Genomic DNA, 20,375 nt, shown 5'->3' on the forward strand with positions numbered 1-20,375 from the left:
AGCCTTAGCGGAGCCTGTCCCCATGACTATTACCCATCTCGTCACCCACTCTGGGGGCTTTCACGCGGATGAGCTTTTGTCCTCTGTCATTCTTACCCGGCTTTACCCAGAGGCAACGCTGCTGCGCAGCCGTGATGCGGATTGGATCACCCCCGGCGCGGGGCGGATCATCTATGATGTGGGCCGCGACTATGACGCCGACGCACTGATCTTTGACCACCACCAGCGCCCCGGCCCGTTGCGCGAAGATGACCAGCCTTTCAGCTCTTTCGGGTTGATCTGGCAGCACTATGGCCGCGATTATCTGCGCAGCTTTGGTGTACCTGAAGCTGATGTAGATGATATTCACCGCAGTTTCGATCAGGGGTTTGTCCTGCCCGTTGATCTGATTGATAACGGCGCGTTGGAGCCTTCGGTGGCAGGGCCTCTCGCTGGGATGACGTTGCCGGTGCTGCTGGAAACGCTGAAACCTGTCTTTGACGAACGGGGCGAGAATGCCGACGATCGCGCCTTTATGGCGGCACTTCCGGTCGCGCGCGCCTTTGTAGAGGCGGCGATCAAGGGCAAAGCCGCCAAGCGGCGCGCCGAGGCGATGGTGATGCAGGCGATTGAAGCGGCAGGCACTGGCCGTGTGCTGGAACTGCCCAGCGGGATGCCCTTCCGCTCGGCAGTGGAAAAGGCCGGGGCGGATCATCTATTGTTTGTCGTGCATCCGCGTGGCGAAGATTGGGCGCTGACGACGATCCGAAAAAGTGGCGACAGTTTTGAGGCCCGCGCCGACCTTCCCGAAGCTTGGGCTGGGCTGACGGATGCCGATCTTGAGGATGCAAGCGGTATGAGCGGCGCAAAGTTCTGCCACAACGCACGCTTCATCGCCGTGGCGGCAAATCGTGAGGCGGTTCTGCGTATGGCCGAATTGGCGGTTCAGGACGTGGTATAAGGCCGAGGCCCGCAAGGGCGCCTCGGCAAGGTTCAGCGGTTTACATGTAGGCGTCTGAGGTCAGGAAGAACATCGTTTCGCTGACCTGCACCTCAGGTGCGAACGTCCATGTCGGGGCATGACGCTGATAGCGGTCAGAGGCCATGAGCGCGCGAAAGGCGGCTGCGGTCCCCGGCCCCCATGCGCCATCAATCGTGCCATTGTAATAGCCCGCATGCTTCAGACTTTCTTGCACCATGCGCCGCGCGCCAAGGTCGCGGCTTTGGAACAGCGCCTGAACTTCGGCAAGGGTGACGTGAAATGATTGCGCATAGGATGGCGCGGGGCTGACCGATGCAGCACCAATCGCGGCGGCGGCTAGAAAACCTCTACTTTTCATTGCAGTTCCTTTTGGGAAAAAACGGGTTGGGGGAAAACGGGGTCGATAATGCGACCCCGGGGAGCGTTTAGGCAGGCATAGAAGGTGTGCGTTTCGACATCATCGCGGCGATGACGCCCCAGATGATCGACAGCGGCCACGTGATTAACGCGCCAAACCCCAAGGTGACAGCGCCGATGAGAATGGCCAGAATAATCATAACGCCACCGCCGGCGACGGTGGCATAGAGCAATCCAAGAGGGCCAAAAAGAAACGTGAGGAAGAACGCCGCGACGACGCTCTTCTGCGGCTTAGCGTGAACAATCGTTGTGGTGTGTGTAGGGGCATCAGCGATAGATAGGCTCCTGTATAGATTAAATAAATTTCTCCGATGCCGCCGTAACGGCGACAAACTGAATGCGATGTTAATGAAATGCAATTGCGGCGTTTTCTAGGCCGATATTCGCCAATTAGGGGAATTTGTCGAAAAACCTCCCGTACGCCGGGAGGTGTCGTTACTACCGTTGATCTTCCAGCCAGATCGATAGGAAGCCTTCGGCTTGAGCGGCAGTTTCGGCTTGTTCCAGCGCCAGTTTGCGGGCTTCGGAGCGGCGGGTGCGGATCAGGTCTATGCGCTTGGCCTCGGCGAAAAGGTCGTTCAACCGGTCGTGGATGCCCGCACTATCCGCGCGTAACCGCTCGGCTTCGGCCTCTTTGCGATGAATCGTCTCTGACACGTTACGGATAAAGGCCGAGACGACCCGCGTGGATTCCACGGCATCGGGATCGCCCCGGTCGTTAAGTTGCTCCATGAGGGTATGGCGTTCGTTCTCGATTTGGCTGAGGGCGCGGTTTACCTCGACCATTTCCAGCGCCACATTCTCCATCTCAAAACGCTTTAGGCGTGAGAGCACAGCAAGCCCATCACCGCGCCGAGGCTTCACTGGCGCACGCCCTGAGAGAGAACGATCAACCGTTCGCGCATCCGTTCCAGTATTTCGGGATCAAGGAGCGGTAGCCCCTCCATCGGGGCGACGTGGCCGATTACTCCGTGGCTGCGCATAGAGTTGGGGAGCTTCGCCTCAGCGGCTTCGGCTTGGTCGACCTTCTCCTCTCCCTTATCCTTGGCGGCACCGGCGGCCAGCGCTGGCCCGGCCAGCAGTGCCATAAACGCGAACAGGGGCAGGCGGGCCATCATACGGCAGGCAATTCGCGCTGCGAGGCCTCTACGGCAGAGAAATTCGGCTGCTTCGTGGTGGGAATGTTGCCGCGGCCCAGTTCAATACAGATGCTGGGCGGGTGGCCAGCAACGATGGCGACGATCACATCACGGATCACGGTATACATTGCGCTGTCTTCTTCTTCGATCTGCTCCAACCGGCCAGCAATGGGCTGCACCATACAATAGGCAAGGAAAACCCCAAGGAACGTGCCGACCAAGGCGCCCCCGATCATCGCGCCAAGGATCTCTGGCGGTTTGTCGATGGAGGACATGGTTTTGATCACGCCCAGAACCGCTGCAACAATGCCGATGGCGGGCAGGCCGTCGGCCATGCTTTGGATCGCGCTGGCAGAAACCAACGATTCATGGTGGTGCTTTTTGATCTTTCGGTTCATCACGTCTTCCATCTGGAAACGGTCATCAAACTGCATCGACATCATGCGGAAGCTGTCGGCGATAAGGTCGGTGACGAAGTGGTCTTTCGTCAGCTTTGGATAACGCTGGAAGATCGGGCTCGCTTCGGGATTTTCGATATGCTCGTCCATCGCAACGATGCCCTTGGTCTTATAAAGACGCGCCAGTTCGAACATCAGCGCCAGCAGATCATTGTAATCCGCCGCCTTCCAGCGCGGCCCTTTAATGACCCGCAGAACCCCGCCCAGCGACGACTTTACCACCGAAAATGAGTTGGCAATTACAAAAGCACCAAGTGAAGCGCCGCCGATCATCATTCCCTCGTAGGGCAGGGCATGCAGAACGATGTCCATATTGCCCCCCGACAGCATGAAGCCGCCAAAGACCAAACCAAAGACCATTACAAGACCAAGCAAGAGTGTCATTGCTGCACACGCCTCCAAAAAGAAACTATTCTTACTTTATCCTTGAGCGATAACGTCTATACAAGTATTATCTAGGAAAGAACTTGGGTTTCTATGATGAATAGTGGTTTTTCGGTCAAAGAAGAGTTGAAGGAAGATGTCGACGCTCAGCAAGAGCCCGATGCCTTTGCCTATTTCGTCGATCCTTCCGAGCTTTCGGTTCTTGTGCAGGGCTGGCCCGCTGAAATGCGGCTGTTGCTTTGTATGGATGCCACCGGTCTTTGCGAGTTCGTGGTCTTTCATAATGATGAAGAGCATGCAGTTTTTGACCGGGTTTCAGATATCCTTGACCGGCCCGTGGGCAGCTTTGCCGTCAGCCCCGAGGTTGAGGGCCATCCTTGCCGTAGGTTATTGTTTTCCGAAGAAAACGCGCTGTTAAAAGCGATTCAAGAAAGCAAGACACTTGAAGAAACCGCTGCGGATTATCTGATAAACTACAACTTCGCCCGCGAAGAGGGGTTGGATTTTGATGAGTTGATGCGCCAGCGCCCGGAGTTGGATCAGTTCCAGCGGGTAAGCACGAATAAGATCTTTCCCATCGGGACACGCAAGCGCCGCAAGCCGCGCTCCGGCCCTCCGGAGGGGTATGTCCCCTCTGCCGAAGCGCAGCCGGGGGCGTGTTTCTACGTCAGTCTTGAGATGTGGCTGGCAGGCGGCCGGATGCGAATCGCGGCCACTCCTGACAAACCCTTGCCAATGGTGCCGACCTTGGTGCGGGACATCGCGTTCCGTGATGATTTTGCATCGGTCTATATTCCGCGCGATACGCTCGCAGCAGAGTGGTGCCCCAAGGATAACATGGTTATCGACATTCCTGCCGAACTCTTCCCCGCTGGCTTTAGCGACAGCTGTGAGCGGCGCGAAGTGAAGGTCGCGGTGATGCCGCGTGGCATCTTTGTTGAGTTTGGTGCCCCGATTGACGTGCCCGAAGTGCCCGAGCCCGAATTGCTGGACCCGGCGACGCTTACCCCGCAACCGCCCGCGCCGCGCAAAAGCCTGTGGAAGTCCATCCATATCCCGCTGATCGCGGTGGCGGGTCTGGGTTTTACCGGGCTGTTCAGTACGATCATCGCCCAGACCACAGGCAATGATGTTGCCTCTGATCCGGCCCCGAAAAGCGCGATTTTCAGAACAGTCGCGCAGATGGAGCCGTGATGCATTTTTCACAATATGGCGAAAAAATGCTTGTCAATGCTTGGGCGGGTTCCAAATACAATTCGAATCGTGATAAGAATAAACGGCGGAGAGTAATTTATCTTTGCTGCACCACTTGCGAAGCCCTTTCTAGGTGTTTCGCGAACCTTGCAGAAGGCAAGATTAACTTAACAAGGAAGTTGCTCCATGCCTAATGTGCCCCCCAAGCAGAACCTAAGCGATACCGCCATTGCGACGATCGTTTCCGGTTTCGCCACGCGCAGCGATGTGACGATCGACGACATTCTAACATTGGTCGAACGTTTGCGCGCCACCCCTGCCGACAGTGCTGCGACCGCTTTGGCCAATATCCCCGCCGCCGTTGCCCCCGTCGCGCCCAAAGCGCAGGGCATGGCCGCCGCACCCGGCGAGCAGCCGATGACCGACGACACAATCTTTTGTCTGTGCTGCGGCAAAGGTTTCAAAATGCTTAAGCGTCACCTCGGTGCCGAACACGGCCTCACCGAAGCGGAATACCGCGTGATGTTCAATCTGGCGGCGGACACACCGCTGGTCGCGCCGAGCTATTCCAAACGCAAAGCCGAATACGCCAAGCGCGCCGGCCTGGGTAAATACAGCCGCGACAAGTCGGACAACAACGCAGAGCTTTCCTGATCTGGCTATCGGCCCGATCTTGTGTAGTCGGGAGGCCCTGTAATGGCTGACAAAAAGAACGAATTGATCATCATCAAGCGCTACGAAGCGGAGGGCGGCCACGCCCACCACGGTGGCGGTTGGAAGGTGGCCTACGCGGATTTTATGACCGCGATGATGGCGTTCTTTTTGCTTTTGTGGATCCTCGCTGCTTCGGACGAGGAGAAACTGCGCGGTCTGGCAAATTACTTTACGCCAACGGTCTCTGACGGCGGATCATCCTCGGATGCGGCGGCTGATTTGCGCCCGCTGATGGCCGCAGGCGTGATGACGGGCGCGGTCGACAATACTGGCAACGTGCAAAAACCTACCTTTGGCCGTGACAACCCGATGATGGTCTTTGACAGCCGCCTGCGCGACAAGCCGGCAGAGGTAGTCGTGGAATATGCAGATGCGCCAGAGCCTGCGGCAGCCGCTGATCCTGCCACGCTCGCCGCTGTCGAAGAGGCCGCGCGCCGTAAGTCTGAGATTGACCGAATGGCAGAGGATATCGCCGAACGGATTACCTCAGACGGTGCGCTCAGCGACTTGGCGCGCAATGTTCGGCTGGAGAAATCGAACGGTGCGTTGACGGTGCAGGTGTTGGATCAAGACGAGCGGTCGCTCTTTACCCGGGGCAGTGCAGATGTCACCCCAAAGACCCGCGAGCTGCTATTGGCGATTGGCGATGTGATCGCCGAGCAGAACCAGCCTGTCGAGATCATCGGCCATACTGACGCCGCCGCATTTGGTGCGAACAATGGCTACACGAACTGGGAGCTGTCCGCAGATCGTGCAAACGCCACGCGCCGCACCTTGATGGCCGCAGGGATCAACGGGGCGCGGTTCATGCGGGTCTCTGGCGTGGCAGACACGCAGCCAATCAACACAATCGACCCGCTGGCGCCAGAAAATCGTCGCATCTCAATTCGTCTGGTGTACCAAGCCGAATAGGCCCTTATTTTATTAAAAATTAGGCGGTTTTGTGCCGAAATCGACTGCCTGAAAAAGTGCGACATCCCTGCCGCTGATTCCCGAAAATGTGGCGCTGGCATGTAAAATTGTTGACGGTCAAGGTCTTGCGATCTAGACCTAAGGCAATAAACGAGCATCAGGCACCTAAAAAACTTTTAAAAATAGCCTGGAAAAACCATGGACAGAATGTCCTGAACGAGGCGGAAATGCAGGTAAACTCACTTATCGGTGGCATCTGGAAGGGTGCCTGCCACATGGATTCATCGGCCGATGGCCGCCATTTTAACATGCTGATCCGGGCGTTGATTCCGGTTCAGGCTTCGGTTTTCGAAATGCAGGATTGGGCCGGTCATCCGGTGGCAATGCCAGATTGCATCGAACCGATTCCAGGTATTTGCCTTGGCGATATTCTGGCCGAAGAGCTTGACGCTGATGTGCCTTACGGCTCGCTCGTCGTTATACGCAAAAGCGATAATTTCACCAATATCTCCCAAGCCGCCGGTGCGCTGGTGGGCGAAGTCTTGATCGGTATCATCGGGCGCGGACTGTTCCCCATGATGGACGAAGACAGCGTTCTGCATGCTTTGGGTCAGTCTTACTATCACGCGGCAGAGGCAGATGAGCTGCTCAAGCTGGGGCTTGAACCTGCGGCTTTCCGCATGGGGCTGAGCACGGTTTTGGGTCAGTACTGGGGCCGTCCGGTCGACAGCCACACATTCTTTGCTGCCGATCAGGCCGATGGGGCAGAGCTTTCGCTGTTGGAACTGACCGGGACAGAGAGACCCGTGACCCTAAACCAGTGGACGCTTAGGCTGAAATCCCTTGTCGAGACCCGCAGTGCGCGTCGCTCGTTTGCTGATCGGCGCGGGAACGTGCGGATCTCCTGATCTTAATTCGAGAGTCTTCGGAATCCCAAGGTGGAGGACGTCAGATGATAGCTCAGCTTCAGGCAGCACCCGCGGCCTCCGGTGCCGTAGTTTCCGGGCAGCCCTCGAAAAAGGAGGCTGTCGAAGGCTTTGCGGCGTTGATGCAGGGTGTGGCCGGGCAGGACGTGGCATCGCAGCCGCAGCCTAAAGATGCGAAGGCCACCGCACCCGAAGTGGATGGCGCAACCGACGCGCTGCCTGAAGAGGCCGACCTTGAGACGGCTGAGGGGTTAATCGCCCTGATGGATCACACGATTGCTGCACTTCAAGAGGGCAACCGTCACGTCACCCCCAAAGCCGTCCGCGCCGCTTTTGCCGAAGCTTTGGGAGAGGCCCCGACAGACGAGGTTGGCGCGTTGAAAGCGGTTGCCAAACTGGAAGACCCCACCTTAGAGGCTGCGCTTGAGGAAAAAATCGCTGGCGCATTGCGCCTTCCCACGGCGAATAGCCAGCTTAGCGTCGCGTCTGCGGTGGTTCCGGCAGTTGGCCGCTTGACGATGGGGGCGACCCGTGAACAGCAGGCGCCGTCCATTCTTATGGCCGGGGAAGCGACGAAACAGGTAACAGCCGACCTGTCAGGGATGAGCGACCCGCAAATGACGCGGCTTGACGCGATTGCTACAGCTAACGTCGACGCGGCCGCAGAAATCGCAGATCCGCGTATCGCTGCCGCCGATCAATTCAGTGCCGCTGTCGATACAGCGAAACCGGCCCAACCTGGCGTGAACACACCCGCGGCAGAGGCCGCCTTGCGTGAAGTTGCCGCTTTGACCGCGCCGCAAGCACCTCAACCAGAGGCGCTTCGCCTTAGTCCGCCGCAACCCACGCCGGCGCCCGCACCAAACCCCGCCGCCGCGCCGGAAGAGCAGTTGCGCCAGCACGTTAGCCAACAGATCCGCAGTCTAGATACAGGCGACAACAAGCTGCGCTTCTCGCTGTCACCCTATGGGATGGGCGAGATCGAGATTGAGGTCGTTCGGACTGAAACCGGTCGTATGCAAATCGCCATGACGACCGAAACTGCATCGGTTCTGAACCTGCTACGCCAAGACCGCGAGCAACTGATTGATGCGCTGCAATCGCGCGGCATCAGCGCAGAGAGCGCCGATCTTGATTTCCAGACCTTCGGCGAACGGGGCCGCAATGGCGGTCAGAACGCGGGTCCGGACCTTGCTCTGCATATGCCAGAAGCCGATGACGCGCAGGGCAGCGACGCCCAGCCGTCGGCCCAGACACCGACCCCGTCCATGATAGCTGGGCAGTTGGATATCCTCACCTGAAAGGCGAGACTATGATCGACGCGAGTATTGCAAGCACCATGACCAGCAGCGGCACCTCCGCTGCGGCAACCTCGGCCACCGAGCTTCAAGAAAGCTACAACAGCTTTCTGACCCTACTGACGGCGCAAATCTCGAACCAAGACCCCCTGAACCCGGTGGATTCAACTCAGTTCGTCTCGCAGTTGGCGCAGTTGACGCAGGTTGAACAAAGCATTGCCACCAATGCGAGCCTTGAGCAGATCAGCACCATGCTATCCACCGTCGGGGCAATGTCTGACCTGCAATTGATCGGGCGCGATGTGCTGGTGCCGTCGTCCCAAGTGCGCATGACCGAGGATGATTTTCCGCTGAGCTATCAGTTGGATGCAGGCGCAGAGGATGTGACCATTCGCATCTATTCCGAAGACGGCACCCTTGTCCGCGAGATGCCCGGCGCGTCAACCGCCGAAGGCGAGGTGATCGACGTTGAATGGGATCGTCTTGATTCCGTCGGCCTGCCGGTGCCGCCAGATACGTTCCGGATTGAAATTACGGCAAGTGATGCAAGTGGCAATGATGTCGGGGCAACGACATTGACCCGCGCCGAGGTGACGCGCGTGAACTTCACCGGGCAGGGGCCGGAGCTGGAATTGGATAACGGGGAACAGGTGCTTTCTTATGTGGTGCGTTCAGTTCTCTGAACGGCCACGCGGCGCGGGTTAAAGCCGCGCCACATCCTGTTTATAAAGCGATACGAACATGACATCATCAACGCCCTGATGCTCTTTGCTGATCAGGTCGCGCAGCAACTGCGACAGCGCTTCGCTGTCGATTGCCACACCGCGCAGCACCGCGCTTTCGGCGGCAAGGTTCATCGCCTGAAGCAGTGAATCGCGCATCCGTGTCGCATCTTCGACGCGGCGGTAACGTTCGGCCAGTTCCAGCGACCCCATCTTGAGCGCGAAATCCGCGACGACGTAAGATACGCTGTTGGTCTTCTCGACCGGGATCGTCATCTGCCCAAGGCGCACCACTGTGCGGTCCTTGGCCAGTTCATAGCTGTCCATCGGTTCTTGGTTTTCGCCCTTGGCGGATTTCTTACCCTCTTCGCCATGGGCGTCAGTTTCAGAGGCCTGGGCCGCGTCCTTTACCGCCTCCTCCGCCCCGTGGGCGGCTTTCTCATCAACTTCCGTTCCCGCCGCTTCGGCTGGGGCAGGGGCAAGGGCCAGACCGGCGCCATAGCCTGCACCCATGCAAAGCAAGGGGAGTGCTACGAATGCGATTGCTGCCTTTTTCATGTTCGACCTTTCCTGAGCTTTCGTCAGGTTTAACGGTCGATTGCGACGGCAATGGTCTCACTTTGTGACCAAGTCGCGAATTAATAGGGCAGGATCACATCCATCGCATCTTCGCCGTAACTGCGCTCTTGGGCGCGCGAAAGCGTCCCGCGACCGCCATAGGCGATGCGGGCCTCGGCGATCTTGTCATAAGAAATGGTGTTGTCGTCACGGATGTCGGCGGGTCGCACGATCCCGGCCATGCGCAGCTCACGCAGCTCTTGATTCACCATGATTTCTTGGCGTCCCGCGACCACAAGCGTGCCGTTGGGCAGCTTGTCGATGACCAAGGCGGCCACTTTAAGCTCAATCTGTTCGTTGCGCGAAATGGCACCAGAGCCGCTCGCTTCGGAGGCTGAGCCGATCTCGACGACATCGCCACTCGGGAGGTCGGCTGCACTGATTCCGGGCAGAATTGCGGCAATTTTCGCGCCATAGCCAAAGAATGTCGGGAAACCGATGGAGCTTGCGCCCTCACGTTCGCGGTCTGTCGAATTGCGCAGTTGCGCCCGGTCGTCGATTGAGATCACGACCGTGACGATATCACCGATATCATCGGCGCGCTGGTCCGCAAACAGCGGTTGGCTGCGGGCCGAAAAGAGTGAGGCCTTGGCGCTGCCGCGGCGTGGCGGCTCCATTGCCACGGCGGGCATCGGCACTTGAACGCGCGCCACCTCGGGGATCGTTTGCCCATCCACCACGATCGGCGAAGGCTGCGGATCGCGGTCGAAGTGATCTGCGGTATCGCAGGCGGTGAGGGCAAGGGCCGCGCCCAACATCAAGACAGAGGGGCGCGCAAAAGCGGTGGTCATCGAATGATCTCCACGGTCCCTTCGCCGGTGGCGATGCCGGTGACCGTTTTGTTGCTGACAAGGTTCACGATACGGATTTCCTGCCCCTCATGCGCGTCATCAAGTGCGCGCCCCGGAGAGGAGAGGGCCAGAAGCCCGTCGCTGAAATAAATATCCACCCGCTCACCCCGGTTGATGACCAGCGGCTGGATGATGGACTGCGTCTGAATAGGTCGCCCCGGCGTCAGCACGCGGCGCACCTGCTTGCCGATAACCTCTTCCATATCTGTCATCACATAGGTGCCGATGCGGCCCACGGGCAGGCGCATGACGGTCAGGTCGTCTTCCATGATTATGTCATCGGGCAGCAGGCGGGTGAGGGGGACAGGGACCGGCATGGTGACAAGGGCGTAGCCGCCGATACGCTGCACCTCGCCCGTCTCAAGCACCGCATTGGCCAGAAACTTGCCGCTGCGCGGGTCCATCCAGAACTCTGCCAGCGTCAACACGGCCTTAGCCGGGGCGTCCTTGACCGTGATCTCGAACTCGCCATCCTGCGGCAGGCTGTCGGCGTAATCCGTGCGCGCGCGTTCCTCGACCAGCACGCCGATGGGGGCCGACAGGGCAGGGCCTGTCAGCACCATCAGGCCGAAGAAGAGGGCGGCGAGCCGTTTCATTAGCGGATTTGGTTCGCAGCCGAGAGCATCTGGTCTGCGGTCTCAATGGATTTAGAGTTCATCTCGTAGGCGCGCTGCGCCGAGATTAGATCGGTGATCTGCTGAATGACGTTCACGTTGGAGGCCTCCAGATAGCCCTGACGGATCATCCCTGCGCCCGGATCACCGGGGTTCACCACCTGTGCTTCGCCCGAGGCTTCGGTCGCCAGCAGGAAGTTGTTGCCGACCGGGCGCATCCCCGGCTCGTTGACAAAGGTGGTCAGGCTGAACTGGCCCAGTTCCACCGGCACGGGGTCGTTTTCGACATAGGCCATGACGACGCCCTGTTCGTTGATCTCGACCGCCGTGGTGTTTTCGGGGACGACCATGCCCGGCTCGACACGGTAGCCCTGCATGGTGACGATCTCCCCCTCGGGGGAAAGCTGGAACGACCCGTCGCGGGTATAGGCAGTGCCGCCATCGGGTAGCGTGACCGAGAAATACCCGCGCCCGTCGATGGCGACGTTGAGCTGGTTCTCGGTGGCCACCATGCCGCCTTGAGTATTCAACCGCACGGTGCCTGCGGTCTGCACGCCCATGCCGATGTCGATGCCCACGGGGCGGGTCGATCCGGCCTCAGAGGTGACAGCGCCCTCGCGCTGCATGGATTGATAGATCAGATCCTGAAAGGCCGCACGGCTGGCTTTAAACCCGGTGGTATTCGCGTTGGCGATGTTGTTCGAGATCACATCGACATTGGTCTGCTGCGCCATCATGCCGGTTGCGGCGATGCTAAGTGCCTTCATTGTCTCGTTCCTTCCGTTTCACGGATGTCGGGGTCAGACCGCCTGCGCGATCCGTTTGAGCGAGTCGCGGCGCAGGTCGTCCGCATTGCCCATCATGGTATTTGTGCGCTCATAAGCGCGCTGCACGTCGATCAGGCGGGTCATCTCGCGCACCGGGTTGACGTTGCTCAGCTCCAGCGTGCCTTGGCGCACCTGCACAGTCTCAGCTACGGCGGGATTGGCAGCGCCCTCGGGGGCGACCAACATGCCGCCGCCTAGGCGCTTGTAGCTTTGGATTTCGGGGATGTTGAAAACGCCGATACGGCCCAGCGGGCCGGTCTCACTGCCCGAAATCGTGCCATCTTCGGAAATGTTGATATCGCCCAGTCCTGCGGGTGGCAGTTGGATCGGTGCACCGCCCGCGTCGAGCACTTTGGCCCCCGACAACAGGGTCAGATTGCCTTCCGGGTCGAGGACAAAGCTGCCATCGCGGCCAAAGGCCTGCTGCCCATCTGCGGTTTGATAGCTGAACCACCCCTCACCATGCAGGGCCACGTCCAGCGGGTTGCCGGTCTGTGACAGCGCGCCGGGACGGGTGTCGATGTAAGAGCCGGTGTCGCTGACGAAAGCTGCCTGATCATCGCCAAGTGCTGTGTTGTCCTGCAACAGCGCCTCAAACACAACGTGCTCGCCCTTGTAGCCTGCGGTGCTGGCGTTGGCGATATTGTTGGCGGTGATGTCGAGCTGTCGCTGCAAAGAAGTCGCCAGCGACATGCTGATATGGCTGGTTTCCGTCATGGCGGGCCTCAGTTTTGGCAAGGATGGCGTGACTTTATTGAAGATCAGTGTGAAATAAAGAATGGATCTTTACAAGAATAAAGTGCAACTATCCATAGAATGAAGTATCTGCACAACATTGTTCTTGGTCTTTCTTTGATCTGGGCCGCGCCGGTGGCGGGGGAGGAAGGTTCTGTCTTTGCGCCTCTGTCCTTGGTGGAACATGGACAAGAGGATTTCCTTGCCGCCCGTGAAACGCTGATGATGCAGCTTCTGGCGGCGGCCGATCCGGAGGACTCCACCCGGGCAGCGGCGCTGCTGGACCTTTCGGAACTGCACCTTGCATGGATGATGCGCCCCGAGGCGGCAGGCTTTCTGGCGGCGCTCGATAACGAAACCCTCACCGATGACGCCGCGCGGCGTCACCGAACACTGACCCTTGCGCTGGCCTTGCTGGAGGATGACGCGGGCGAGAGTGGTGATCTGGGGCAGGCGGTGTCGTGGTCCGTGGGATGGGCGGAGGGGCAGGCTCTCCGGGCGGCGGCTTTTGCCCGACTGGGGGCTGCAGATGAGGCGGCGCGGTTGATGCCACGCACGGTCGAGAGCCTTGGCGCGCTGTCGCCCGCCATCCAAGCTGCCGTTTTGCCGGACCTGCTAGAGGCAGCCTTAGCAGCGGAGGAGTGGGACGTGGCGCAGGCCTTGGCCGCGCAGTTTCCCAAACATGCCGAGTTGCGCGATGGTCCTGCCTATCGGTTCCTGCTCGCCCGTGCGTCAGAGGTTTCTGGTGATTTCCTGATGGCCTTTGAAGGCTATGTCCAAGCTGCACAGGGCCGAGACGCCTATGCGCAGCGTGCGCGGCTGGCCTTGGTTCGTATGGGGCGCGAAACTGATGCCCTGTCGCTGGAGGATGCGCTGTCACTGCTCAAGACTGCGCGGTGGATGTGGAGCGGTGATTCCCTAGCGCGTGAAGGTGTGACGCTTTTGGCGGACATCGCCGCAGAGCAAGGTGATACGGATACCGCCTTGTGGGCCTTGCATAATTTGCAGCGCGAGGCCTCTGAGGCGGAGGTCGAGCCGCTGCTGCTACGCGCCCGCGAAATCTATGGCGCGTTCTATGCAGCGGGGGCAGCGGGTGAGATCGACTTGGGCACGTTCCTAGAGGGGCACGCTCGCATCAGTGCGCGCTGGCGTTTCGATTCTGGCTTTGTGGGTCATGCCGCAGCCGTGCCACAGCGCTTGTTGGACACGGGCATGACGGCCCTCGCCGCACGTGAATTCCGGAGCCTGCGTGAGTTGGCTGAGACTTTGGAAGGGGTTGGAACGAACGCTCCGAACGCGGCCCTTCTGGCTGACCTGCGACGCGGCGAGGCGCGCGCTCTCTTGGCGGGCGGTCAGGCAGATGCAGCGGTGGATTTGCTGAGCGGCTATGCCGACGATCAGGGGGCCGAGGCCGAAGCGCTTCTGGTCGAAGCCTTGGCGCAGGCGGGGCGCTCGGATGAACTGGCCGCTCTGCGCCTGCGCGCCCAGGACATGGACTTGCGCCGCAGCCGGGCCGTGGCCCTTTATGAGACCGGGAAATGGGGCTCGGCCCGGTTGGCGTTCCTTGAGATGTGGGAGGCGCACCCGCAGCAGTTCGCCTTCGCCGACGCCACGCGCCTGACCCTCGCCGCCTATCAGGCGGGGGATAGTGAGACCGTCGCACGGGCTGCCACCGCATTCCCATCGCTCGCCGAGTTGCCAGGTTGGGCTGAGATCGCCACCGGGCTTGGCGCGCGCCCCACGGAAAAGGGGCCGCTGGGATCAGACGTGATGCGGCTGAGCATGGAAAGCGCGGACCGTATCCTTGATGCCGTGACAAAAGTGACGGATGTCAAGGAAAGTCAGTGACATAAATATCAAATGCAAATTTTATTCTTACGTTGGTCATGAAGAATCGGCTTTCTCATGTATAAGCCAAGAATAACAAGAACGAGCAGGATCAAGTCATGAGCATTACAAGCGCCCTTCAAATCGGGGTCAGCGGGTTGCAGGCCAACTCCTCCCGCGTCCAGAACATCTCGAGCAACATCGCCAACGCCAATACGGTCGGCTACCGGCGGACCTTCTCGGAGTTTGTGACCCAGAACACCGGGTCGACCCAAGCGGGTGTGTTGACGGATGTACGGGCCAACATCTCCACCAATGGCAATATCATGGGCACCAGCAGCACCACTGATTTGGCGGTGCAGGGTGAAGGCTTCTTTGTCGTGTCGCGTAATGCCAATGATCCTGTTGAATCCAATTATTATCTGACCCGCGCTGGCTCTTTCACCCCGGATCAGAACGGCAACCTACGCAACTCTGCCGGCTATTTCCTTTCGGGTTTTCCTACCGATGCGGCAGGGGCCACTGGTAGTGTTAGCAGCACCAGCTACAACGATCTGAGCACCGTTAATATCGCGAGCTATCAGGTGCAGGGTACGCCCAGTTCGCGCGTGGGCGTGTCAGCGAATTTGCCCGCCCAGGAAACCGGTCCCGGCACCACTGGCACGGCCTTTGAATCCACGCTGCGCTACGTCAACCAATTGGGCGGTAGCGATGCGTTGACCCTGTCGTGGACACCGGGTGCGGTTGATAACGAATGGACGGTCAGCATCACCGACGAAGCGGGCACAAACTATGGCGATGCGACGGTAAACTTCACCGATAGCGGCGCGGGTGCGGGCAGCCCCGCAAGCTATACCCCCGGCAGCCTGCCAATCGACCCTGCGACGGGCGTGGTTACACTGTCGATCACAAATGGCGGCACGCCGCAGGATTTGGAGATCGACTTTGGCGCGCCCGGAACATTCGGCGGGATGACCCAGTTTTCGGGCGACTACACGCCCCCGGCCTTTACCGATGACGGGACTGAAACCGGCAGCCTAGAGCGGGCAGAGATGAGCGATTCCGGCATTCTTTTTGGGGTTTTTGACAATGGTCAGCGTCGGGCGCTGTTCCAAGTGCCGCTCGCCAATGTCGCCAACCCTGATCAAATGCGGTCGGTTGATGGTAACGCCTATGTCGCCACCCGCGATTCCGGTGCGGTGAGCCTCGGTAATCCGATGCTGAACGGGTTGGGCAGCATCAACAGCAATGCACTGGAAGGCTCCAACGTGGATATCGCGCAGGAACTGACCGATTTAATCCAGACCCAGCGGGCCTATTCCTCAAGCGCCAAGATCATCACCACCAGCGACGAAATGCTGAGTGAAACGCTAAATATTAAGCGCTAATCCGGTACATGAATGAGCATCTCATCTGCCTTTAACATCGCCCGCAGCGGTCTAAGCACGACAGAAGGTCGAGCCAACCTTGTTGCGGGCAATATCGCGAACGCTCAGACCGAAGGGTATGCGCGGCGCGAAGCCGTGCAGGTGACCGAGAATAATTCGGTTGATCTGCGCGTGGCACGGCAGGTGGATGAGAATTTGGCGGGGATGTCACGCGGCGCTTCGGCGCAGTTAGGTGCGGCCTCCGTTACCTCAGAGGTGCTTGGCAGTTACCTGCTGACCTTGGGTGAGCCTGGCGATGAGGTCTCTCCCGCCGCGCGGCTAGCTGAGTTTCAGGCGGGGCTAGACCTGTTGGCGAACAACCCATCGGATCCCGCCGCGCAAAATGACCTTCTGTCGCGCAGTGAAACATTGGTGAGCAGCATTAATCAGGCCGCCGTTGCGCTTGAAGCCAGCCGCGTACAGGCCGGGGACAGTTTCGTGCTGGGTGTCTCCGAAGTGAATGGGGCGCTGGCCGATATCGCCCAGTTGAACGAACGCTTGCGTCTGGCCGGGACCGATGGAACTGGCACAGCCGGGTTGATGGACGAGATGAACCGCCGCCTAGATGCCTTGGGCAGCCAGATGGATTTTCAAAGCCGCTGGGAACCAGACGGATCGCTGACGTTACACACCACGGGTGGCACAGAACTGGTGCATGGCGACACTGCCGTTAAGCTATCTGCCAATCGCGAAACCGGCGCGCTGATGGCCGGGACAATCGACATCACTCCGCGAAGCGCCACGGCGCGGGGGTCCGATAGCGGGCGTCTTGCGGGTCTAAGCGGTTTGATCGCGGATGATCTGCCCAAGATGAAGCTGCAACTGGATGAATTCGCCCGCGGACTGGTGCAGAGCTTTGAGGCCGCCGATGCCTCTCTCGGGGCAGGGCAGCCGGGGCTTTTCACGGATGCGGGCGGCGCATTTGATGCGGCACAGTTGGACGGGCTGGCCGGGCGGCTTTCTATCAACAACAGTGTGCAGCCCGACAAGGGCGGCGCGCTTTGGCGTCTGCGCGACGGCGCCGGGGCCGCCACCCAAGGAGAGCCGGGCGACACGACCCAACTGAACGCTTTTGTCGATGTTCTTGAGACCGGTTTGACCTTTGACGCCGCGACAGGGCTCAGCACCACCGCGCGTCTGGGCGATTTCGCCGCAGATATAGTGAGCCACCAGAACGTGCTGCGCGTCGGGGCTGACGCGCAAGCCGAAACCGCGCGTGTGCGGCTTGTCACCTTTGAGGACAATCGCAGCAGTATTGAGGGCGTCAACGTCGATACCGAACTGCAAAAGCTTTTGGAAATCGAGCAGGCATACGGCGCGAATTCGCAAGTGCTGAGCAGCCTGAGTGACATGCTCGATACCCTTTTGGCCAGCGTGTGAGAATAAGATGACCGAGATTTCCCGCACCGTTTCCACCGCTCTGCAAAGCCTGCGCCAGCGCGAACAGACCAGCCGCCTCGCCGCTGAAATCTCGGACGTGTCCAAAGAGGTGACGACTGGGCTCAAGGCCAACCCCTATGACGATCTGGGCCATCGCTCTGCCGATGCCATCGCCATTCGGATGCAGATCACCCGCAACGATGGTTTCCTGACCTCCAATGCGCTTTTGGACCGCCGCTTTCTCGCCGTGGAAACATCGCTCGGGGCGATGCGCGATGTGGGCCAAGAGGTTCTTGAACAAGCCTTCACCACCGACAGCGCGGGCGGGCTTTCGACGACCTATCTGTCGCAGGCGGCGCGCACGGCGCTTGACCGCGTGTTGGAACGTGCGGCGGTCAGCGACAGTTCCGGTTTCATGATGTCCGGCACCCGCAGTGACACAAACCCGCTGCAAGCATGGGACGTTCAGAATCCCAACAGCGGTGTTTCCCCGGCTGACGCAGTGACGAATGTGATTGGAGGCGTGCCCACAACGCTGGCGGATGTGCAAACGGCGATCGACGGGCTGAAAGCGGCATTTAACGATACCGCCGCCGACCCGGCCAATAATTTCGAGAACACCTTCTATAACGGTGCGCCCACAGGCAACCCGCCCCTGACCTCACGCACCTCTGAGACCCAGACCCTGACCCAAAGTGCGCAGGCCAATGATCCGGCGATCCGCGATCTGATCCGCGGTCTGGCCATGCTGAGCGCGTTTAACCCCAGTGATATCCCTGATGAGGCCGCCCGCGATGCTTGGCTGACCGAAGCCCGAAGCGCCATCGGCGCGGGGCTCGAAGGGCTGACCGATCTGGAAACCCAGACTGGCCTGAAACGGGCGCAACTTGCCGATACGATCTCGGCCCAAGAAAGCCGGGCGCTGTTTCTGGATGGGGAGGTGATGAACCTCGAAGGCGTCGATCAATATGATGCGGCCACCCGTCTGACCCAATTGCAGAACCAACTCGACTCCAGCTTTGCCGTCACCGCGCGGCTCTCCCGCCTGTCTTTCTTGAACTACCTATAACCGGAACCGCCCCCCATGAACGCCTTGTTTAAACTCCTGCTGATCGGCCTCACCTTCGCGCTTGCCGCGCCGGCGGCTGCACAGGTGCGGATCAAGGATATCGTTACCGTCGAAGGCGTGCGGTCGAACCAATTGGTCGGCTACGGTCTGGTCGTGGGGCTGAACGGCACGGGCGACAGCCTGCGCAATGCGCCTTTCACCGAACGCGCCATCGAAGGCATGCTAGAGCGGCTCGGCATCGGCAACTTGACCGAGGACCAGATGCGCACGGCCAATACCGCCGCCGTCATGGTAACCGCCTCCCTGCCGCCCTTCGCGCGGGCCGGTAGCACCATCGACGTGGTCGTCTCCTCCTTGGGCGATGCCTCCTCCCTGCGCGGCGGCACGCTGATCGTAACCCCGCTGACCGCCGCCGATGGTGAGATTTACGCCGTGGCCCAAGGCCCGATCGCCGTGGCGGGTTTCGCGGCCCAAGGGCTGAATGCCTCGATCGTCGAAGGCGTGCCCACGGGCGCACGGATCGACAACGGCGCCATCGTCGAGCGTGAGGTCGACTTTGATTTCAGCGAGATGACCAGCATCAAACTCGCGCTGCGCAACGCAGATTTCGTGACCGCGCAGCGGGTAGAAGCCGCGATTAACCAAGCCATGGGGCCGGTCGCCACCGCCATCGATTCGCGCACCATCACCGTATCCGCCTATGGCAAGGGATCGTTGATGGAGACCATGGCCCTGATCGAGCCGCTGCAGGTTCAGCCGGATCAGGTCGCCAAAGTGGTGATCGACGCGCGCTCCGGCACCATCGTCATCGGCGCCAATGTCCGTATCGACCGCGTCGCGGTCAGCCAAGGCGGGCTGACCGTCACCGTCCGCGATGATTTCAACGTCAGCCAACCTGAATCGCTGTCGATTGGCGGGACCACCGTGGTGGTGCCGAATTCTTCGGTCGGCGTCGAAGAGAAAGACGCGAAATTCGCCGTCATCGACGGGTCGGTCAGCTTGCAACGGCTGGTCGATGGGCTGAACGCCATCGGCGTCGGCGCGACCGAGACGATTTCAATCCTTCAAGCCATCAAGGCGGCGGGCGCTCTGCATGCCGACCTTGAGATCATCTAGGGGCAGGTCATGGAATTCGCATCTCTCCCAATCCCCGCGCCGACCCCTGCGGCCAAACCGGCAGCGCCGCAGGCCGATGCCGTCACCGCCAAAAAGGCGCAGGAGTTCGAGGCGATGTTCCTCGGCCAGATGGTCGATGAGATGCTCTCGACCGTGGACATCGGCAGCTTTGGCGGCGGCCACGCCGAAGAGACATGGCGCAGCTTTCTGTCCAACGCGATTGGCGAAAGCATCGCCGAGCAGAACAGCACCGGAATCGCCCGCACAATTGAGACCGCCATGCAGCGCTATCAAACGGGGGCCAACCGATGAGCGATCCGCGCAAAGCACTCGCCGCCGTTGACGCCTTGGGCAATCTGCTGCGCCGCGAAATCGCCGCTGTCGAGGGTGGAGCGTTCAATCAACTGGTCGAATTCGCCAGCGAAAAGGCCCGACTCACCGCCGTGCTGGAAGATCAACTCAGCCACGATCCCGAGGCGGTCAGCAAAGATAAATTGCGCGATCTGAAAGATCTGATCGCGCGCGATCATCGCCACCTGCAATTGGCCCGCCAAGCCACGTCAGAGATGATCTCACAGGTTTCCCAAATCCGGGAAAAGCACAGCATTGCAGGCATTTACGGCCGAAGCGGTGCGAAACGTGACAACCGCGCAACACTGATGACAACCGTGGACAAAAGTTTCTGAATTGCCTCAATGTTGCCAGTTTTTCGCGTAAAAACGTAATCAAGCGGGTTCGCCCCGCAGTTGTCAGAAAGACGACATAACGAACTAGAATAGTCTGGAA

The 20,375-nt window shown here is 59.8% G+C and carries 24 protein-coding genes; 14 read left to right on the forward strand and 10 right to left on the reverse strand.

Annotated elements, in window-relative coordinates:
• Positions 1–22: 22 nt before the first annotated feature.
• Complete coding sequence (locus tag ACSQ16_RS06520) at positions 23–940, forward strand: MYG1 family protein (protein WP_435988716.1); 918 nt, start codon at positions 23–25, stop codon at positions 938–940.
• Between the two features lie 40 nt (positions 941–980).
• On the opposite strand, the gene ACSQ16_RS06525 is transcribed toward ACSQ16_RS06520, so the two are convergent.
• The 5 genes from ACSQ16_RS06525 to motA all read right to left on the reverse strand — a co-directional run bounded on the left by ACSQ16_RS06525 (position 981) and on the right by motA (position 3,359).
• Positions 981–1,319 (reverse strand): peptidoglycan-binding domain-containing protein, encoded by a 339-nt coding sequence (locus tag ACSQ16_RS06525; RefSeq protein WP_243261253.1) that lies wholly within the window; start codon positions 1,317–1,319, stop codon positions 981–983.
• 67 nt (positions 1,320–1,386) lie between these two features.
• On the reverse strand, positions 1,387–1,518 hold the full coding sequence (locus tag ACSQ16_RS06530) for a hypothetical protein (protein WP_276326648.1): 132 nt from the start codon (positions 1,516–1,518) through the stop codon (positions 1,387–1,389).
• 298 nt (positions 1,519–1,816) lie between these two features.
• On the reverse strand, positions 1,817–2,242 hold the full coding sequence (locus ACSQ16_RS06535) for a hypothetical protein (protein ID WP_243261252.1): 426 nt from the start codon (positions 2,240–2,242) through the stop codon (positions 1,817–1,819).
• Entirely contained in the window at positions 2,239–2,493 is a 255-nt protein-coding gene (locus ACSQ16_RS06540; protein WP_243261251.1) for a hypothetical protein, read from the reverse strand. The genes ACSQ16_RS06535 and ACSQ16_RS06540 overlap by 4 nt, the downstream gene beginning before the upstream one ends.
• Positions 2,493–3,359, reverse strand: coding sequence for a flagellar motor stator protein MotA (gene motA, locus ACSQ16_RS06545; protein ID WP_093928340.1), 867 nt, complete (start codon positions 3,357–3,359; stop codon positions 2,493–2,495). Before motA ends, ACSQ16_RS06540 begins: the two co-directional genes overlap by 1 nt.
• Before the next feature lie 93 nt (positions 3,360–3,452).
• Here motA and ACSQ16_RS06550 point away from each other — a divergent pair, with 93 nt between their 5' ends.
• The 6 genes from ACSQ16_RS06550 (at position 3,453) to ACSQ16_RS06575 (ending at position 9,086) form a co-directional block, all read left to right on the forward strand.
• On the forward strand, positions 3,453–4,553 hold the full coding sequence (locus tag ACSQ16_RS06550) for a hypothetical protein (RefSeq protein ID WP_093928341.1): 1,101 nt from the start codon (positions 3,453–3,455) through the stop codon (positions 4,551–4,553).
• A gap of 186 nt (positions 4,554–4,739) precedes the next feature.
• Complete coding sequence (locus tag ACSQ16_RS06555) at positions 4,740–5,207, forward strand: MucR family transcriptional regulator (protein ID WP_093928342.1); 468 nt, start codon at positions 4,740–4,742, stop codon at positions 5,205–5,207.
• A 42-nt stretch (positions 5,208–5,249) separates the two neighbouring features.
• On the forward strand, positions 5,250–6,179 hold the full coding sequence (locus ACSQ16_RS06560) for a flagellar motor protein MotB (protein ID WP_243261250.1): 930 nt from the start codon (positions 5,250–5,252) through the stop codon (positions 6,177–6,179).
• A 275-nt stretch (positions 6,180–6,454) separates the two neighbouring features.
• Positions 6,455–7,087, forward strand: coding sequence for a hypothetical protein (locus tag ACSQ16_RS06565; RefSeq protein WP_093928344.1), 633 nt, complete (start codon positions 6,455–6,457; stop codon positions 7,085–7,087).
• 44 nt (positions 7,088–7,131) lie between these two features.
• Positions 7,132–8,406 carry a flagellar hook-length control protein FliK gene (locus tag ACSQ16_RS06570; protein WP_243261249.1) on the forward strand — a complete coding sequence of 425 codons (1,275 nt, stop codon included), beginning with the start codon at positions 7,132–7,134 and terminating at the stop codon, positions 8,404–8,406.
• Between the two features lie 11 nt (positions 8,407–8,417).
• Complete coding sequence (locus ACSQ16_RS06575) at positions 8,418–9,086, forward strand: flagellar hook assembly protein FlgD (protein WP_243261248.1); 669 nt, start codon at positions 8,418–8,420, stop codon at positions 9,084–9,086.
• Between the two features lie 18 nt (positions 9,087–9,104).
• Here ACSQ16_RS06575 and ACSQ16_RS06580 read toward each other — a convergent pair whose 3' ends face one another.
• From ACSQ16_RS06580 to flgF, 5 genes are all read right to left on the reverse strand, one after another.
• Positions 9,105–9,683: a hypothetical protein gene (locus ACSQ16_RS06580; protein WP_243261247.1), complete on the reverse strand. Its 579-nt coding sequence runs from the start codon at positions 9,681–9,683 to the stop codon at positions 9,105–9,107.
• An 80-nt stretch (positions 9,684–9,763) separates the two neighbouring features.
• The gene (locus tag ACSQ16_RS06585) at positions 9,764–10,534 is read right to left on the reverse strand and encodes a flagellar basal body L-ring protein FlgH (protein WP_243261246.1); all 771 of its coding nucleotides are present in this window, start codon (positions 10,532–10,534) and stop codon (positions 9,764–9,766) included.
• On the reverse strand, positions 10,531–11,190 hold the full coding sequence (flgA, locus tag ACSQ16_RS06590; RefSeq protein ID WP_243261245.1) for a flagellar basal body P-ring formation chaperone FlgA: 660 nt from the start codon (positions 11,188–11,190) through the stop codon (positions 10,531–10,533). Before flgA ends, ACSQ16_RS06585 begins: the two co-directional genes overlap by 4 nt.
• Positions 11,190–11,975, reverse strand: a complete 786-nt coding sequence (gene flgG / locus ACSQ16_RS06595; protein WP_067938908.1) for a flagellar basal-body rod protein FlgG — start codon at positions 11,973–11,975, stop codon at positions 11,190–11,192. Before flgG ends, flgA begins: the two co-directional genes overlap by 1 nt.
• A gap of 33 nt (positions 11,976–12,008) precedes the next feature.
• Positions 12,009–12,752, reverse strand: a complete 744-nt coding sequence (gene flgF / locus ACSQ16_RS06600; protein WP_093928350.1) for a flagellar basal-body rod protein FlgF — start codon at positions 12,750–12,752, stop codon at positions 12,009–12,011.
• Positions 12,753–12,851: 99 nt separating this feature from the next.
• Here flgF and ACSQ16_RS06605 point away from each other — a divergent pair, with 99 nt between their 5' ends.
• The 7 genes from ACSQ16_RS06605 to ACSQ16_RS06635 all read left to right on the forward strand — a co-directional run bounded on the left by ACSQ16_RS06605 (position 12,852) and on the right by ACSQ16_RS06635 (position 20,275).
• On the forward strand, positions 12,852–14,618 hold the full coding sequence (locus ACSQ16_RS06605; RefSeq protein ID WP_243261244.1) for a hypothetical protein: 1,767 nt from the start codon (positions 12,852–12,854) through the stop codon (positions 14,616–14,618).
• Between the two features lie 98 nt (positions 14,619–14,716).
• Positions 14,717–15,985: a flagellar hook protein FlgE gene (locus tag ACSQ16_RS06610; RefSeq protein ID WP_243261243.1), complete on the forward strand. Its 1,269-nt coding sequence runs from the start codon at positions 14,717–14,719 to the stop codon at positions 15,983–15,985.
• A gap of 12 nt (positions 15,986–15,997) precedes the next feature.
• Positions 15,998–17,404 carry a flagellar hook-associated protein FlgK gene (gene flgK, locus ACSQ16_RS06615; protein WP_243261242.1) on the forward strand — a complete coding sequence of 469 codons (1,407 nt, stop codon included), beginning with the start codon at positions 15,998–16,000 and terminating at the stop codon, positions 17,402–17,404.
• Between the two features lie 7 nt (positions 17,405–17,411).
• The gene (locus ACSQ16_RS06620; protein WP_243261241.1) at positions 17,412–18,473 is read left to right on the forward strand and encodes a flagellin; all 1,062 of its coding nucleotides are present in this window, start codon (positions 17,412–17,414) and stop codon (positions 18,471–18,473) included.
• A 15-nt stretch (positions 18,474–18,488) separates the two neighbouring features.
• Positions 18,489–19,589 (forward strand): flagellar basal body P-ring protein FlgI, encoded by a 1,101-nt coding sequence (locus tag ACSQ16_RS06625; RefSeq protein WP_093928355.1) that lies wholly within the window; start codon positions 18,489–18,491, stop codon positions 19,587–19,589.
• Positions 19,590–19,598: 9 nt separating this feature from the next.
• Positions 19,599–19,901, forward strand: coding sequence for a rod-binding protein (locus ACSQ16_RS06630; protein ID WP_093928356.1), 303 nt, complete (start codon positions 19,599–19,601; stop codon positions 19,899–19,901).
• Positions 19,898–20,275 carry a hypothetical protein gene (locus ACSQ16_RS06635; protein WP_243261239.1) on the forward strand — a complete coding sequence of 126 codons (378 nt, stop codon included), beginning with the start codon at positions 19,898–19,900 and terminating at the stop codon, positions 20,273–20,275. Before ACSQ16_RS06630 ends, ACSQ16_RS06635 begins: the two co-directional genes overlap by 4 nt.
• Positions 20,276–20,375 lie beyond the last annotated feature (100 nt).

It is taken from the genome of Sulfitobacter sp. SH24, assembly GCF_965641895.1.
Taxonomy (GTDB): Bacteria; Pseudomonadota; Alphaproteobacteria; order Rhodobacterales; family Rhodobacteraceae; genus Sulfitobacter; species Sulfitobacter dubius.